The 16,732-nt window shown below is 66.4% G+C and carries 15 protein-coding genes; 7 read left to right on the top strand and 8 right to left on the bottom strand.

What is annotated here, in order from left to right; genetic code table 11:
* The first annotated feature begins 126 nt into the window (after nt 1-126).
* Together pyrH and lysS are read left to right on the top strand one after the other, a co-directional pair.
* Entirely contained in the window at nt 127-846 is a 720-nt protein-coding gene (gene pyrH / locus BM167_RS12515; protein ID WP_092892943.1) for a UMP kinase, read from the top strand.
* The gene (gene lysS, locus BM167_RS12510; protein WP_092892941.1) at nt 847-2,556 is read left to right on the top strand and encodes a lysine--tRNA ligase; all 1,710 of its coding nucleotides are present in this window, start codon (nt 847-849) and stop codon (nt 2,554-2,556) included.
* A 28-nt stretch (nt 2,557-2,584) separates the two neighbouring features.
* Here the strand turns inward: lysS and BM167_RS12505 are convergent, their stop codons facing one another.
* On the bottom strand, nt 2,585-3,127 hold the full coding sequence (locus tag BM167_RS12505; RefSeq protein ID WP_092892939.1) for an LURP-one-related family protein: 543 nt from the start codon (nt 3,125-3,127) through the stop codon (nt 2,585-2,587).
* Between the two features lie 123 nt (nt 3,128-3,250).
* On the opposite strand from BM167_RS12505, the gene BM167_RS12500 reads away from it, so the two are divergent.
* Nucleotides 3,251-5,068 (top strand): site-2 protease family protein, encoded by a 1,818-nt coding sequence (locus BM167_RS12500; protein WP_092892937.1) that lies wholly within the window; start codon nt 3,251-3,253, stop codon nt 5,066-5,068.
* 4 nt (nt 5,069-5,072) lie between these two features.
* Here BM167_RS12500 and BM167_RS12495 read toward each other — a convergent pair whose 3' ends face one another.
* On the bottom strand, nt 5,073-5,597 hold the full coding sequence (locus tag BM167_RS12495; RefSeq protein ID WP_092892935.1) for a PadR family transcriptional regulator: 525 nt from the start codon (nt 5,595-5,597) through the stop codon (nt 5,073-5,075).
* A 136-nt stretch (nt 5,598-5,733) separates the two neighbouring features.
* Here BM167_RS12495 and BM167_RS12490 point away from each other — a divergent pair, with 136 nt between their 5' ends.
* Nucleotides 5,734-7,269 (top strand): heme-binding protein, encoded by a 1,536-nt coding sequence (locus tag BM167_RS12490; RefSeq protein WP_092892933.1) that lies wholly within the window; start codon nt 5,734-5,736, stop codon nt 7,267-7,269.
* A 212-nt stretch (nt 7,270-7,481) separates the two neighbouring features.
* Here BM167_RS12490 and BM167_RS12485 read toward each other — a convergent pair whose 3' ends face one another.
* Complete coding sequence (locus BM167_RS12485; RefSeq protein WP_092892931.1) at nt 7,482-7,808, bottom strand: DUF7344 domain-containing protein; 327 nt, start codon at nt 7,806-7,808, stop codon at nt 7,482-7,484.
* 226 nt (nt 7,809-8,034) lie between these two features.
* On the opposite strand from BM167_RS12485, the gene BM167_RS12480 reads away from it, so the two are divergent.
* The gene (locus tag BM167_RS12480) at nt 8,035-9,552 is read left to right on the top strand and encodes a bacterio-opsin activator domain-containing protein (RefSeq protein ID WP_092892929.1); all 1,518 of its coding nucleotides are present in this window, start codon (nt 8,035-8,037) and stop codon (nt 9,550-9,552) included.
* Nucleotides 9,553-9,570: 18 nt separating this feature from the next.
* On the opposite strand, the gene BM167_RS12475 is transcribed toward BM167_RS12480, so the two are convergent.
* From BM167_RS12475 to BM167_RS12465, 4 genes are all read right to left on the bottom strand, one after another.
* Complete coding sequence (locus BM167_RS12475; RefSeq protein ID WP_092892927.1) at nt 9,571-9,996, bottom strand: SHOCT domain-containing protein; 426 nt, start codon at nt 9,994-9,996, stop codon at nt 9,571-9,573.
* 97 nt (nt 9,997-10,093) lie between these two features.
* On the bottom strand, nt 10,094-10,510 hold the full coding sequence (locus BM167_RS12470; RefSeq protein ID WP_092892925.1) for an SHOCT domain-containing protein: 417 nt from the start codon (nt 10,508-10,510) through the stop codon (nt 10,094-10,096).
* A 41-nt stretch (nt 10,511-10,551) separates the two neighbouring features.
* Nucleotides 10,552-10,725 (bottom strand): hypothetical protein, encoded by a 174-nt coding sequence (locus BM167_RS18545; protein ID WP_177213351.1) that lies wholly within the window; start codon nt 10,723-10,725, stop codon nt 10,552-10,554.
* Nucleotides 10,726-10,729: 4 nt separating this feature from the next.
* Nucleotides 10,730-11,806: an aldo/keto reductase gene (locus tag BM167_RS12465; protein WP_092892923.1), complete on the bottom strand. Its 1,077-nt coding sequence runs from the start codon at nt 11,804-11,806 to the stop codon at nt 10,730-10,732.
* 256 nt (nt 11,807-12,062) lie between these two features.
* Between BM167_RS12465 and BM167_RS12460 the strand changes: the two genes are divergently transcribed.
* Nucleotides 12,063-14,264: a GH32 C-terminal domain-containing protein gene (locus BM167_RS12460; RefSeq protein WP_092892921.1), complete on the top strand. Its 2,202-nt coding sequence runs from the start codon at nt 12,063-12,065 to the stop codon at nt 14,262-14,264.
* 17 nt (nt 14,265-14,281) lie between these two features.
* Here BM167_RS12460 and BM167_RS12455 read toward each other — a convergent pair whose 3' ends face one another.
* Entirely contained in the window at nt 14,282-15,586 is a 1,305-nt protein-coding gene (locus BM167_RS12455; protein ID WP_092892919.1) for a glycoside hydrolase family 68 protein, read from the bottom strand.
* Nucleotides 15,587-15,804: 218 nt separating this feature from the next.
* Here BM167_RS12455 and BM167_RS12450 point away from each other — a divergent pair, with 218 nt between their 5' ends.
* Nucleotides 15,805-16,710, top strand: a complete 906-nt coding sequence (locus tag BM167_RS12450) for an acyltransferase (RefSeq protein ID WP_092892917.1) — start codon at nt 15,805-15,807, stop codon at nt 16,708-16,710.
* Nucleotides 16,711-16,732: the final 22 nt, after the last annotated feature.

Raw genomic sequence — 16,732 nt, 5'->3', positions numbered from 1 at the left:
GCGGCGTCTTTCGGCCCCGTCGAATCACCCTGCGGCGACCGGGTCGTTCGATACCGCCACCGAGTCGGCGCGACTCCGTCACGGACTTGATAACCCTTAAGACCGGTTCGCGGCAACGACGGGGCAATGAGAGTCGTCATTTCTATCGGCGGGAGCGTACTCGCGCCCGAACTCGACGCCCGACGCGTCGAGGGTCACGCGTCCGTCGTCGAGAATCTCGCCCGCGAAGGGTGCGAAATCGGTGCCGTCGTCGGAGGTGGCGGCGTCGCGCGCGATTACATCCACGCGGCGAGAGATCTCGGGGCCAACGAGGTACAGCTCGACCAGATCGGTATCGACGTGACGCGAATCAACGCCCGCTTGCTCATCGCCGCGCTCGGTCCACAGGTGGACCCGAAGGTCGCACACGACTACGAGGAAGCCGGCGACGCCATCCGCCGAGGGGACATCTCCGTCATGGGCGGCATCATGCCCGGCCAGACGACGGACGCCGTCGCGGCGGCCCTCGCGGAGTACGTCGACGCCGACCTCCTCGTCTACGGGACAAGCGTCAACGGCGTCTACGACGCGGACCCGGGGACGGACGACGGCGCAGAGAAGTACGGCGAACTCTCGGCGTCGGAACTCGTCGACGTCATCGCGCCGATGAGTCGCGACGCGGGCGCGTCCGCGCCGGTCGACCTCCTCGCGGCGAAACTCATCGAACGCTCGCGGATGCGCACCATCGTCCTCGACGGAACCGACCCCCAACGCATCGAACGCGCCGTCCTCACGGGCGAACACGACGGGACCGACATCGTCCCCACCGGCGTCGACGACGAACCGAGTTACTGGGCACAGAAGTAGATGACAGACCAGAACTCTTCGGACGAGGACCCACGAGAGAGCGACCGGACCGCGTCCGGCGACTCCGACGACCTGCCGTCGGTCGACGCGGAAGCCGAGGCCGACGACACCGCCCACCGCGCCTTCTGGGCCGACGAGATAGCCGACCGGATAGAGGCCCGCGACCCGACGGACCCCATCGTCATCAAAGGCGGCGTCTCGCCGTCGGGCGTCCCGCATCTCGGCCACTTCAACGAGATAATGCGCGGCTACTTCGTCGCCGAGAGTCTCCGCGAACGCGGCCACGAGGTCAGACAGGTGTTCACCTCCGACGACAAAGACGCACTCCGGAAACTCCCGCGGAAACTCGCGGACGACGAGTGGAACATCGTCGGCCTCGGCGACGTGAACGCGGGCGCACTCGGCGAGAACCTCGGAAAGCCCTACACGGACATCCCCGACCCCTTCGGCGAGGCGGACTCCTACGGCGCGCACTTCACGAACCTCCTCGAAGAGAGCGCCGACCTCATCGGCGTCCCCATCGAGATGGTGTCGAACACGGAACTGTACGCCGAGGGAGCGTTCGACTCCGTCGTCCGCCACGTCCTCGAACACGCGGACGAGGCGCGCGCGGTCCTCGGCGAGTATCAGGACACGGTAGACGAAGACTACGTCCCGTTCATGGCGCAGTGCGAGGAGTGCGGCATGCTGACGCAGACGATAACCGACGTGGACCTCGACGCAGAAACCGTCGAGTACGTCTGCGAGGGCATCGACGCCGGCGGCCGCCACATCGAGGGATGCGGCCACGAGGGCACCGCCACCTTCCGCGAGGGGAAACTGCCGTGGCGGTTCGAGTGGCCCGGTCAGTGGCAGGTGCTCGGCGTCGACTTCGAACCGTTCGGCAAGGACCACGCCGAGGGGTCGTGGCCCTCCGGCGACGACGTCGCGCGCAACGTCCTCGGCATCGAACCGCCGGTGCCGATGGTGTACGAGTGGTTCACGCTCAACGGCGACCCCCTCTCGTCTTCGGAGGGCAACATCGTCACCGTCGACGAGATTCTCGAACTCCTCGAACCCGAGGTGCTCCGCTATTTCTTCGTCCGTAACCCGAAGAAGGCCAAGGACTTCGATATCTCTCGGCTCGACCAACTCGTCGACGAGTTCGACCGCTTCGAGCGACTCTACTTCGGCGAGGAGACCGACGAGAACCTCGACGACCTCGCAGACCGGGCGTACCCGTTCGTCGTAGACGAGGTGCGGAAGGAACGCGTCCGACTGCCCTATACGTTCGCGGCCGTCCTCGGGATGACGGACGACAGGGACCTCCGCATCCGGATGGCGACGAACGAGGGCTACTTCGACGACGACACACCCGAGTGGGCGATAGAGGAGGCACTCGGGCGCGTCGAACGCGCACACGCGTGGGCGACGCGCCTCGACAACCAGTACAACTACCGCCTACAGGCCGAGATGCCGGACGTGGCGTTCGACGCAGACGTGGAGGCGGCCTTAGACGACTTGGCGGCGTTCGTCGAGGACGGCCACGACGGCGAGGAGATTCAAGGCGAGATATACGAGGCGGCGAAGCGACACGACGTGGACGTGGGGGAGTTCTTCGAGGCGGGCTACCTCCTGTTTTTCGACCAACCGCAGGGGCCGCGCCTCGGCGAGTTCCTCGGCGAACTCGACCGTGACCTCGTGGTGACGCGACTGCGGCGAGAGGCCTGACCGCGTTCGACTCGGCGCCCGACGCCCGTCAGTTCTCCTCTATCGCGTCGATGACGACGGCGCCGACGACGACGAGTCGCGGGTCCACCGAAGTCGTGTCCGCGAGGTCGATCTGATATTTGTCTCTGAAAGAGAACGACTCGTGAATCGACCCGAACGACTCGCCGGCGGGGCTCTCTATGTTGTACTCGAACGGGAGGAACGTCGTCACGTTCCGGCGGATGACGGCCTTCAGGACGCTGTCTTCGCGGATGTACGCCACCGTCTGCCCGTCGGGACCGAGGAGTTCGTACTCGTGTTTCAGAAAGGAGACGGCGCTTCGCTTCACCGACCCGACGCGTTCGCCCGTCTCGGAGTCGACGATGTCGTAGGCCGCGGCGATGTCGAGGACGCTGTCTGCCTTCACGCGGAACCGTTCCGTGCCGGTGTCCGCGTCGGTAAAACGGAAGTCCTCCTTCAGGCGCAGTTTCTTCTTCTTCGATTCGAGGATGGGCTCGTCGTCCTCGTAGACGCGGTACTTCGTGGTGATGCCGAACTTCTGTCTGACTTCGTAGTGGGTGCTTTCGAACATCTACTGTCGGATACTGCTTTCGCCGGTCATATACTCCTTTGGCCGGAGGCCCCCCGAACGCGGTGGAGCGTCGCCGATCCGTAATCCGAACGTCTTTCAGCGCTGCGTCCCTCACTTCCGCTGATGAACACCCTACTTTGGGTTCTCGTCGGTCTGCTGGCGTACTCGTTCGCCGCTTTCTTCCTCCGACGACGCGGTCTCTTGCCCTCCTCGGTGAAGGTACAGGGCCCGTTCACCACGATACACACGAAACGCGGGCGCGACCTCATAGATTGGATCGCGACGCCGAAGCGATTCTGGCGAGCGTGGAGCAATCTCGGCGTCGGTGCCGCCCTCGTCATCATGTTCGGGATGTTCTTTTTCCTCCTCGTACAGGGCGTCTTCATCCTCCGGAACCCGCCCGCGCCCTCCGCGGTCAACCAACCGCAGAACTTCCTCGTCATCCCGGGCGTCAACGACTTCCTCCCCCTTTCGGTCGCCCCCGAAATCGTCTTCGGCCTCCTCGTCGGACTCGTCGTCCACGAGGGCGGACACGGCATCCTCTGTCGCGTCGAAGGCATCGACATCGAGTCGATGGGCGTGTTCCTCTTTACGGTCCTCCCTCTCGGCGCGTTCGTCGAACCCGACGAGGAGAGCCAACGGGACACCGACAGAGGCGGCCGAACCCGGATGTTCGCCGCGGGCGTGATGAACAACTTCGCCGTCACCGCAATCGCGTTCGCCTTGCTCTTCGGTCCGATCATCGCCTCCATCGGCGTCGCGCCCGGCGTGGCCGTCGCGGGGTCCTACGACGGGTCGCCCGCCGCCGCCGGTGGCATCGGCCAAAGCGACCGCATCACCGCGATAGAGGGAACGCCCGTGACGAACGAGAGCACGCTCGACCGAGCGCTCTTCGCCACCGACGCGCGGTCGGTGCAGGTGGAACTCGACGGGGGTGAAAGCGCCGCAAAGCGCGAAGCGCGGACCGTGACGGTCGAACGCTCTCTCGTCGTCGCCGGAACCGTCGCGGGCAATCCCGCGAACCTCTCCGTGAGCGGAGAGGACGACCCTATAGAGGTACAGGCGGTCAACGGCACGCCCGTCTACTCCCAACGCGGCTTCTCGGAGGCGGTCGGCGAGGACCGGTTCGCCGAGTTGACCACCTCTCGCGGGACGGTGACGATTCCGGTCGGCGCGTACGTGACCTCTATCTCCTCGAACGGCCCCGTCGCCGACGCGGGCGTGCCCGACGACTCGTTCGTCGTCACCGCCGTGGACGGAACGCGCGTCACCTCTTCGACGGAACTCGGGAACGTCTTAGACGACATCGCTCCGGGCGAGACGGTGCCGGTCGAACTCTACCACGACGGTTCGCTCGACACTTACGACGTGACGCTGGGCGAGAACCCGCGCGACGGCGGCGGCTTCCTCGGCGTGAACCTGTTCGGGACGAGCGGACTCCTGTTGACCGACTTCGGCGTCCAGTCGTACCCCGCCGGGACCTACGTCGCACTCCTCGGCGGCGACGGCGGCCCCGACGCCGCGTCACTCTCCGGTGCCGTCGCGGACTCGCCGCTGAGCGCGGTGTACGTCTCGCTCATCCTGCCGCTTGCCTCTCTCGTTCTCGGCATCCCGAACTTTCCCGGCTTCACGCAGAGCGTCTTCAACTTCTACACCGTCGGCGGCGGGCCGTTCGGCTTCCTCGGAACCGGAGTGTTCCTCCTCGCCAACGTCTGCTTTTGGGCGGCGTGGATAAATCTCCAACTCGGGCTGTTCAATTGCATCCCCGGGTACCCGCTCGACGGGGGCCGAATCCTGCGGACGAGCGTCGAAGCCGTCGTCTCTCGCCTCCCGGTGGACGAACCGTACCCCCTCGTCAGAACCATCACCACGAGCGTCGGCGTGACGATGTTGCTGTCGCTTCTCGTTCTCATCTTCGGGCCGACGGTTCTCGGCGGGTGAGCGGTTACCCGTCGTCTTCGTCCACGCCTTCGCGTTCGTAGAACTCCTCGGGCGTCGCGTCGATTCGCTCGAACTCGCCGAAGTCGCGTTCGTGGTGCCGAATCAGTTGTTCTATCACCCACGAACTGAACGTCTCGTCGTACCGCCACCCGTCGCCGGGAGCGTCGAGTTCGAACCGGTCGTCGGTGGCGAACCCGACGTAGACGTGGTAGAAGCCGAGGATGACCTCCGCGAAGTCGCGGGCTTTCCCGCCCGTCTCGCGGCGTTTCTCCGCGAGTTCCTCTCTCCCGGCGTCCGTGAGTTCGAAGTATTTGCGGTCCGACTCCGCCTCGCGTTCGACCCGCCGGGCCCAGCCTTCCTCCTCGAACTTGTAGAGGATGGGGTAGACAGTACCGTACGACGGTTCCCAGTGGCCGCCGCTTATCTCCGTTATCTCTTTGAGTATCTCGTAGCCGTACCTCGGTTTCTCCTCGAGCAGTTCGAGTACGACGTACGAAATGAGGCCTTTCGGGGGGCCGCTTTTCCGCATCGGAGGTTGTTTCCGACTATCCGGGTGAAAGGGTTTCGGTCGGGAGAGTGCCGTAGACGGACCCTGGACGGAGTCGATTCTCGAACCGCGACGGCGACTCGCAACTCCCATACGGGAGGACTCCGAACTAGAGCGTATGCCAGAGGCCCCACCGACCGACGAGGGCTGGTTCGTCCTGCACGACTTCCGAACCGTAGACTGGGACGCGTGGCGCGACGCGCCCGCCCACGAACGGGAACGCGCGATAGAGGAGGGCGTCGCGCACCTCCGAACGCACGAGGCGGTCGAAGACGCAGAAGAGGGCGCATCCGCCGTCTTCTCCGTCCTCGGTCACAAGGCGGACCTGCTCGTCGTCCACCTCCGACCGACGTTAGACGACCTCTCGCGGGCCGAACGCCAGTTCGAGCAGACGGCTCTCGCGGCGTTCACGGAGCAACCCACGTCGTACGTCTCGGTCACCGAAGTGTCGGGGTACGTCTCCCAAGACTACTTCGAGGGGAACGAAGACGAGATAGACGCCGGCCTGCGCAACTACATCGAGGGGAAACTGAAGCCCGATATCCCCGACGACCAGTACGTCGCGTTCTACCCGATGTCGAAGCGCCGCGGCGAGACGTACAACTGGTACGACCTCTCCTTCGAGGACCGGTCGGAGATGATGTCCGACCACGGCGACACCGGCCGCGACTACGCCGGGAAGATAAAGCAGGTCATCGCCTCCTCCGTCGGGTTCGACGACTTCGAGTGGGGCGTCACCCTGTTCGCCGAGGACCCGGTGGAGATGAAAAACATCGTCTACGAGATGCGGTTCGACGACGTCTCCTCGAAGTACGGCGAGTTCGGCCAGTTCTACGTCGGCCGCCGCTTCCCGCCCGCGGACCTGGGCGCGTACTTGGACGGTGAGTCGGTGCCGACGGCCGACCACGACTCCCCGCACGGCGAACACGGCGGCGCGCACGGCGAAGCGCACGGCCACGCCCACGGCGACTCCGCGCACCACGGCGACGGTGGCGGCGGCCAACACGGCCACGGCGGCGGAAGCGCGCACGGCGACGCCCCCCACGGCGAGGACGGCGGCGACGACGAGTCCGACGACATCCGCGGCGAACTCGAAGACCTGAACATCTACGCCGGAACGCCCCACGGCGAGGACGTCTACGCGACGGTCCTCTACTCCGAAGCGGAGACGGACGACCTGTTCGAGGAGGTAGAGGGCCTCCGCGGCAACTTCGAGCACTACGGCACGCACGTCAAGACGGCCGTCTACGAGGCGAACGAACGCGACAGAAGCGCCGTCGTGAGCATCTGGGACACGCCGTCGGCCGCAGAGACGGCCGCCGGATTCCTCTCGGAACTCCCCGGTATCGTCTCACGGGCGGGCGAGGAGTCCGGATTCGGGACGATGGGAATGTTCTACACGGTCAAATCCGACTACCGCGAGGAGTTCGTCGAGAAGTTCGACACCGTCGGCGGCCTGTTGGCGGAGATGGACGGCCACCAAGACACCGACCTGATGGTGAACGTCGAGGACGAAGACGACATGTTCATCGCCAGTCAGTGGGACGCCCGCGACGACGCCATGGCGTTCTTCCGGTCCGACGAGTTCCGCGACACCGTCCAGTGGGGCCGCGACGTGTTGGCCGACAGACCCCGCCACGTCTTCCTCGCCTGAGGCGACGGAGCGAGAGCGCACGCTCTATTTTTGTTTCGACCGACGCCGTTGCGACTGCGCGTCAGACGCGTCTCCGACGAGCGGTTTCGAATGGAAACGAAGGGGTTCGGCGTCGTCGCCTCGAACGCCCCAGAGGCGGTCCCCGGGTGGCCGAACCGCTCTCGGCGTCGGCAGAGCGCGTTACTACGCCGTCCGGACGAAGACGCGGCGAATCAGGACGTGAACCCGCCGGGGAACCACTCGATTCGGGTCGCGTCCGTGTCGTAGTCGACGACGCCGAAAGCGGCCATCTTCGGGAGGTGAAAGTGGTGGAGGCTGAGCGCCACTCGCTGTACGCTCTCGTCGTCGAGGCTGTCGCCGTTCTCCCGTTCGGCGACTGCCGCCGCCACGTCGTCGAGTTCGACCGGCACAGTCCGGTCCGCGAGGACGTCGAGCGCCGTCTTGCATCTCTCCTCTCTGAACAGCCTTCGGGACTCGTTTTCGGTCAGATACTCCGATTCCGCGCCCGTCCCCGTGCTTTCGTGTGGCAGTCGTGTCATGTGTGTCCGACCAGCGACGGTGGCTGGATGTCTCGACGATGGCACCAACCGCGCCTAAGAGTTCAGTCTTAGTGAGTAGGTACTGTTGGGGGCTCCTATCAGTCGGAACGCTCGATCTACCGGGACGAATCCGCGTTTTCGAGGCGAATCAGGGGTTGTGCGTCTGGTTTCGCCCCGTACCTCCGTCGGCGGAGGGTAGATAACCCTCGCCCGCGAGGAACCGGTGATGGACGATGGATCGTTGACCGAGTGCCTTCGAGAGACGCTCGCCCTCTTCGAGGAGTCGGGGGCCCCGCAGACGACGACCGAGGTGTCGGACCGCCTCGACGTGGGCCGGCGGAGCACCTACGAGCGGTTGGAACGACTCGTCGAACGCGACCGACTCCAAACGAAGGCGGTCGGCGCGAGCGCGCGCGTCTGGTGGCGACCCTCGCCGACCGCCGAGCAGTCGGCCCGCGCCTGCGACGGCCGCGAGGACACGTCCTCCGGCGAACCCGTCGACGCCGCGGAACGGCAACGCGCCGAAGAAACGATGGAGAGGCAGGAGCAACGGCTCGCGGCGCTGAACAGTCTCAATCAGGTCGTCAGGGAAATAACGGACGCGGTCATCGACCAGTCCACGCGCGAGGAGATAGAGCGGACCGTCTGTGAACGCCTCGCCGACACCGAGTCGTACCTCTTCGCGTGGACCGGCGACGTCGACTCCGCCAGCCGGACGGTGAGGCTGCGGACGGAAGCCGGCGTCGAGGGATATCTCGACGGCGTCACGATATCGGTCGACCCGGCCGACGACCGAAGCGGGGGACCGACCGGGAGGGCGTTCAACACGGGCGAGGTCCAGACGACGCGCGAAACCGACAGCGACCCCCGCCACGACCCGTGGCGCGACCACGTCCGACGGTACGGCTTTCGCTCGTCCGCGGCGGTGCCGATCATCCACGAGGGCACCGTCTACGCGGTACTGAACGTCTACGCCGACCGACCGAACGCTTTCGAGGGAGAGGAGGGCGAACTCATCGGGCAACTCGGCGAAGTCGTCGGCCACGCCATCGCGGCTATCGAACGCAAGCGGGCGCTGATGTGCGACGAAGTCGTCGAACTGGAGTTTCACGTGCCGGACGTCCTCGGCCCGTTCGGAATCGAGGGGCGGGCGAGCGGACTGATCAGGTACGAACACACGGTCCCGAGAGGAGACGGGGAGTTCGTCCTGTTCGGGCGCACGACGCCGGACGGCGCGGAAACCGTGCGGACGATGGCCGCCGAGGTTCCGTTCTACGACGGCGTCACCTTCCGCGACTGCGGCGACGAGACGGCGTTCGAACTCCGCGTCTCCGAACCGCCGGTCCTGTCGGCCGTCGCCTCGTTAGGTGGGTCGGTCGAACGAGCGGTCATCGAAGACGGGGACTACCACCTCACGGTGCATCTGTCCCCGAGCGCCGACGTCCGGCGACTCCTCGACGCCATGGTCGAGACGCACCCCGCGATGACGCTCCTTCGACGACGGCAACTGACTAAACGCGACCGACGCGTCGATTCCGGCGACGCGCTCACGTCGTCTCTCACCGACCGCCAGCGTGCGGCGCTCGAAATCGCGTACCGCGCGGGGTTCTTCGAGTGGCCACGAGACGCCTCCGGCGAGGACGTCGCGGGCTCGATGGGCGTCGCCGCGCCGACGTTCCACCAGCACCTCCGGGCCGCCGAGAAGAAGGTGTTCGAGTCGCTGTTCTCGCCCGCCCGCCGATAGCGGACGAGTTCCGGGCGCTCACTCGGTCTCTCGCTCTCGAATCCGCATCCGCTCTCGGTCCGCCGTCGGTTCGTCGTACGACTCCGTCTCGACCAACCGTTCGAGGCGGCGTTCGAACTCGTCGTGGTCTATCTCGCCCGCGGCGTACCGACTGCGCAGGCGTTCGATGGCCCGTTCTTCGTCTTCCGCCTCGTACTCGCGTTCGGCCGAACGCTCGGCGTCGCTACCGTCTCCGAAAATCCTCCGAACGACGCCGTCTATCGCGTACCCCGTCGCCGTCAACACCGGAACGAGCACGAGAAACGCCAACACGGGGTTCCCGCCGGAGACGAGAACCAGCGTCGTCATCCAGAGGGCGACGACGAAGCCCAACAGAGCGGGGTTGTCTTTCAGCGTCTCGGCCTGTCTGGAGAACCACTCTCCTGCGTCGTGGAGGGCAGTCATGCCGGGAGTATTTGTCAACCGAGAGAATATAACTTCGGTTCGCGTTCGGTCGTCCGCGTCGCTCGGTTCGACCGGCGGGACACCCGCTGTCCGTCGGTCACTCGGTCTCTCGGTCTCGGACCCGCGTCCGCTCTCGGTCCGCCGCCAGTTCGTCGTGCGACTCCGTCTCCAGCAGTCGTTCGACGCGGCGTTCGAACTCCGCTTCGTCGATGTGTCCGGCGGCGTACCGCTCTCTGAGGCGCGCGAGCGCGTCGTCCGCCTCGTCTTTCTCCCCGGTTGCTTCGTCCGACTCGCCTCGCTCGCGTCCCCACTCGACTACGTCCGTCGCGTAGGAGAACGCGAGCGCGAGAATCGCACCGACGAGAAAGAAGCCGACGAACGCCGACAGCGGCGACCCGCCGTTGACGAGGGCGAATCCGCCCGTTGCGACGGCCAAAGCGAGGGCGAACTGCCAAGGGTGGCGGTGGACGAACGCGGCGAACCCCTCGTCTCTGAGCGTGTCGAGCGACGACATGCGCCTACGTGAGTCGCCCTCGGTGAAAAGAGCCGCGTCGGTCAGCGACGCGACCGGAGGTAGCCGACGAGGCCGAAGACGCCCGTGAGTGCGGTCAGGAGGTCCCACGGCGACGCGTCGGTCTCTCGCCCGCGGGCGTCCCGGCGAACCCACGCCACCGACACGGCGTGGACGAACGCGGTCACGGCGAGAAACGCTTTCGTCGTTCGGTTCACGGCGTTAGTCCGCTGAACCGCGCGGCCCCGAACTCGGCTGTTTGTCGATGCCCGCGGCCGCGATGTCGTCGCCGCCGACCGACGAGCGGAGTTCGTCCATCCCGTCGTCGCGGTCGATTCCGAAGTTGTCCTCGTAGAGGTCGGCGACGCGGTCCATCTCCTCGTCGCTCAGTTTCGGTACGTCGGAGGCGGCGGCCCACTCGGTGATGTCCTCGCGCGTGTGGAACGTCGGCGTGACGCTCGCGACGGCGTCGTGGCTCAGGAGGTACGCGATGGCGGCCTGTCCCATCGTTCGCTCGCCGTCTCGCTCCAAGAAGCGGAGCGTCTCTAGCTTCTCCCACCCCGTCTCGTACCACGCGTCGGGGCGGAAGCCGCGGTGGTCGTCCAAGTCGTGGCCCGTCTCGGGCGTCACCTGTTCGTTGAGCAATCCCGACGAGTGCGGCACGCGCGGGACGAGACTCGTCGAGGAACCGGTCTCTTCGATGGTATCGAGGAAGTGGTTTCCGACCTCCTGTTCGAAGAGGTTCCAGACGAGCTGTACCGAATCGAACTCCTCGGTGATGGCCATGTCGCCCTCGGCCAGCCAGCCGATGGAGGGGCCGAGCGCCCATCCGACGGCGTCTACGACTCCCTCCTCTTTGAGTTCGTCGAGGGCTTCGAGCACGTCTTCGTCGACTTCGTCGACGTTTGCGTTGTGGAGTTGGAGCAGTTCGACGTGGTCGGTGCCGAGTCGGTCGAGGCTCTTTTCGGTCGCAGAGCGGACCCACTCGCCCGTCATCTCCTTGGGGAGTTCGCCGTGTCCGGCCTGCGGGTTGTTGTAGAAGTCGTAGCCCACCTTCGTCGCCAGCGTCACCTCGTCGCGGTACTCCGCGAGTGCCTCGCCGACGACTTCCTCGCTGTGGCCGTGTCCGTACACGTCGCCGGTGTCGAAGTAGGTGATGCCCTGCTCTATCGCGTGGTGGATCAGGTCGATGGAGTCCTCCTTCGACCTGTCTCCCCACCAGTCGGTGCCGACGACCCACGCGCCGAACCCGACTTCGCTGACCTCCACGTCCGAATCGCCCAGCGTCCGGTAGTTCATATCCCGTGGTTGGGGTTCGGGTCACTTTAGCCCACCTTTTCGCGCCTCGGGTGCGCGTGACACACCACTCTCGCCTCGGTGACGCCGAACGGACCGCTACGTAGCGCGTTCGTCGCTACCGAAGCCGAACCTACACCGAAACGCCCCGGTCGCTATCGGCGGTGACCTCTCCACTGACAGACGAGCGACCCGACCCGAGACCGAAAAGAGATATCGAACCACGAGTTAATACTCCTCCACTCGAAGGACAGCGACGATGGACGAACTGCCGGTCCGCGTCGCGTTCCTGCACGCGGACGAACTTACCGACGAACAACGCGCCGCCCGCGAGTGGTGTGAGCGGACGGTCGAATCCGTCGAGAGCGTCGCCCTCGCCGAGGTGTCGTCCGGCGACCGGTCGCTCTCTCGGTTCGACGCCGCGTGGTGGCACCGAGACGACCCGCTCGATTCGGTTCGAGAGGACGCCGCCGCCTGCGCCGACGCCGTGAGAGCGTTTCTCGACTCCGGGAACGGCCTCTGTCTCACGCTTCGCGCTCTCTCTGCGGTCGTCCCGTTCGGCGTCGATTCCGTCGCGCCGGACGCCGTCGGCGTCGAGACGCCCGCGGAACCGAGCGGACTGATAAAGAAGCGCACGTTCGACGACCACCCCCTGTTCGAGGGGTTTCCCCTCCGCGAACTCCACACCCAACCCGCGGAGGCGACGCGGCCGTTCGCCCGGTACGAGCAGTCGCTTCCCGCCTCCGGCGACGTACTCGCCGCCACGATTCGCGGCGAGGAGTTCCACGTCGCCCAGAAAGCGGCGTTCGCGTGGCGCGTCGGCGAGGGAGACGTTGACGAACGGAGTTCGTCGGCCCGCCAGACGCGGTCTGGCGACGTGTACGGAATCGGCTCGGAAGTCACCTTCCTCTCGACGACGGATTTCGAGGCGGCGGACGCCCAACGGAGGCTCCTCCGCAACGCTCTCGCACTCCTCGGCGGCGACGCGCGCCGTCGCCCGAGGTTCACCGACAGACCCGACGACGCGGAGGGGTTCGACGCGGTGCGCGCGGAACTCGCAGACGACCACCGTCGGCCGCGCTACCACCTCGCGCCGCCGGCGGGATGGCTGAACGACCCGAACGGCATCCTCCAGTACGAGGGGACGTACCACGTCTTCTACCAGTACAACCCCGGCGGGCCGTTCCACGGAACCATCCACTGGGGCCACGCGACGAGCGACGACTTGGTTCACTGGGAGGACCGTCCCGTCGCCCTCGCGCCGGACCCGGACGGCCCGGACCGAGACGGCGTCTGGTCCGGATGCGCCGTCCTCGACGACGACGGGACGCCGACGCTCGTCTACACCGGCGGCCGCGGGCGCGACCAACTCCCCTGTCTCGCGACGACGGACGACCCGACGCTGGACACGTGGGAGAAACACGGCGACAACCCCCTCTTGTCGGCTCCCGACGGGGATATCGACCTGCTCGAAACCGACGACTGGCGCGCGGAGTTCCGCGACCACAACGTCTGGCGCGAGGGTGACACGTGGTACCACCTCATCGGCGCGGGCGTCGCGGACACCGGCGGGGCGGCCCTCCTCTACAGGGGACCGAACCTCAGAGAGTGGGAGTACGTCGGCCCCTTGCTGGTCGGCGACTGGGAGGGCCACGGCGTCGTCTGGGAGTGCCCCGAACTGCTCGACTTCGGCGACAGACAGGTGTTGCACGTCTCGAACTACAGCCACGTCGAGTACTTCGTCGGCACCGCGTCGCTGGACGACCCGTCGTTCGACGTCGAGCACCGCGGGCGACTCGACTACGGAGACTACTACGCGCCGCAGTCGACGCGAACGGACGACGGGCGCGTCCTCGCGTGGGGGTGGACGCCCGAAGCCCGCGACGTCGAGGCGCAGTGGCACGCCGGGTGGTCGGGGATGCTGACCGTCCCCCGCGAACTCTCCGTCGAAGGCGGGCGACTCCGTCAGCGACCCGCGCGAGAACTGACCGCGCTTCGCGGCCGCCGCGCCGCCGAGGGTGACGTCTCTCTCGCCGCCGCCGAGTCTCGAACGCTCGACGTGTCGGGGAACGCGTACGAACTCGCGTTCGACGCGCGGGTCGGTTCCGAGGCAACGCTCGAACTCGGCCTGTTCGAGTCGCCCGCGAGAAACGAGCGAACCGTCGTCCGCTACGACGGCGACGAACTCGCCGTCGACCGGTCGAAGAGCGCCCTCGACGGGGTACCCGACACCGAGGAACAGCGAATGCCCGTCGGCGGCGACTCGCTGTCGCTTCGAGCGTTCGTGGACGGCTCTGTCCTCGAACTGTTCGCGAACGAACGGCGCTGTCTCACGAGTCGCGCCTACCCGACGCGGGCGGACGCGGACGGCGTCTCCCTCTCCGCGCGCGGCGGGCCGGTCCGAATCACCGGACTCGACGCGTGGGAACTCGACGCGGCGTTCGAGGCGCGGGAACGCTGAGCGACCGGCGTTCGGATTCAGTACTCGCCGGGCCTCTCGCGTTCGTCTCCGGCCCGTCTCCACCACGGCTCCGGCAGTTTCTCGCGCGGGAGCGGTAGGTGGCCGTGGTCGAGTGCGCCGACGACGCGCGTCTCCGCCCCGTCGAGTTCGAGTCGAACGGTGGGGGCGAGCGTTCCGCCGAAGCGACGGCGCTGTTCGGACTCGGGGAGGAGAGCCACGTCGTCCATCGTCGGACGGTCGTACTCGTGGTAGTTGAAAAACGAGGTGGCGAGCAGTTCGTCGCCGTGGTCGTACGCCAGCCACGAGTACGCTTGGAACGGCGCGCCCCGCGGGTTCGTGAGGACCATCCCGTGCCCGTTCAGCGGTTCGTAGTCGCCGCGCAACCCGTCGGCGACGAACCCGTACAGGGCGTCGTACCCCTCCAACCCGGGCGCGAACGTGTGGACGTGACTGGAGACGAACAGGTAGTACGTCCCGTCGCGAACGACGAGATGCGGGCGTTCGAGTTCCTGATTCACGCAGACGGCATCCAACAGGGGCGGGCGCAACTCGAACGCCGTGGGGTCGCCCGTCGGCGAGTGGGCGATACCGACGCTCCCGTTGAACTCCTGTTCGCCCGCGTCGCCCCCGCAGGCGTCGGACCCCTCGGAAACGGGCGTGTTGGCCTCGAACAGCAGGTACGTCTCCCCGGACGCGGGGTCTTCGAAGAACCACGGGTCGCGGAACGTGTACGTCATCCCGCGGTACTGGTCTTCGGTCTCGTACCATTCGCCGTCGGGTTCGAGGAGAATCGAGTGCTCCCACGGGCCGTCGATGGTCGGGCCGTCGTCGCCGACGGTCAGTCGGCCGCCCTCCGCGAGAGCGATTCGCTGCGAGTACGAGAGCGCTCTCTCTCGCGCCCGCCCGGCCGCGGTGTAGTAGCAGTAGACGTCCCCGTCGTCGTACACAGTCGACCCGGCCCACTGCCGAGAGCCGAACGCCTCGTCGTCGAACACCGGTCCGCCCGTCTCCCACCGTTTCCCGTCCTCGGAGTAGAAGTATCGGAGCGTCGCCACGTCGTGGCGCTTCCCCGGGAGCAGTTCCGCGGACGCCGTCAACGCCACGATGACTCGGTAGCCGCCGACGTCGGCGATAGTCCCGTCTCGCTCTCTGAGGAACCAGGTGTCCCAGATGTGCAGTCCGTCGTCGACTCGCTTCTCGGCCGGGTAGATGACCGGCGCGACGTTCGAATCGTCGCGACGCAGGCCCGAGGCGTGGTCGCGCGTCCACGCCGACCGGTCCCCCGCGTCTGAGGGGGCGGTCTGTCGGTCGTCACCGTTCATGGGGGTATCTCTCGGACGGCGCTGAAGTGAGCATCGGTGTTCGATGGCACACCTGTCCGAGGACGGTTCGCTCGCGCCGCCTCGCGAACCGGCCGTCGAACGCGGCGTGTTCGCGGATACGCGGGGTCGTCTGTGCCGTCTCGGGGAGTTCGCGTTCGGTTCACCACCGTCTGCGCACAACCGAACCGATTTGTCTTCGGGAGGCGAACCAAGATGCAATGACGAAAGTCCACGTCTCTCTCCCCGAGGAGGCGGAGCGGAACGTCCAGTCGTTTATCGACGAGGTGGACGAACGACTCTCCTCCGAGGAGGACACCTGCGAGGTCGTCAGAGACGTTCTCGTCGACCTCTACGGCGACCGCGAGGCGTACGAACGGTGGCAGGCGGGCGAGGATATCTCCGCGGCCGAACGCGTCCGACTGCAGGGGTACGACCCGTGCAACGCGACGCTGGAGTCGGAGTACTACGCGGAGAAGGACGAATCGACGTTCACGCGCTCGAAACACCTGCAGTGGCTCTGGCGGCAGTTCGACGCGACGCCGATGGCCGACAACATCCACTTTGCGCTCCGATTCAGGCAGATGCTCGCGAACCACCTCTTCGAGGAGTGCGGGGACAACTGCCGCTTTTTCAAAGGTATCACGTTCACCTACGGCCACAACATCACCATCGGCGACAACACCGTCGTCCACGACGACGTCCACTTGGACGACAGGGGGAAACTGACTATCGGCGACCGGGTGTCCATCTCCGACAACGCCCACGTCTACAGCCACGACCACGACATCGTCGACCAGACGAGAGTCGAGAACTTTCACACCGTCGTCGAGGACGACGCCCGAATCACCTACGACTCGATGGTCCGCGCGGGCTGCCGAATCGGCGAGAACGCCGTCGTCGGCGCGCGCGCGGCGGTGCAAGGCGACGTGCCCGCCCACCACATCGTCGTCGGCATCCCCGCAAAGAGCGTGAAGGTAAAGCCGGGGTGGGAGTCCGTCGCGGACCCGATTCAAGACAGACTCACGAACCGACAGGAAGAACGGAAGATCCCGTACGACCTCCCCGACGACCTCGAGACGTTCGACGAGTTCGGCCGCGACCTCTCCAAACCGGACTCCTCTTGAACGGGGTCCGAGTTCGAATCGA

Source organism: Halopelagius inordinatus (assembly GCF_900113245.1).
GTDB classification, from domain to species: domain Archaea; phylum Halobacteriota; class Halobacteria; order Halobacteriales; family Haloferacaceae; genus Halopelagius; species Halopelagius inordinatus.
This window is presented reverse-complemented; position numbering and strand designations above follow the sequence as displayed.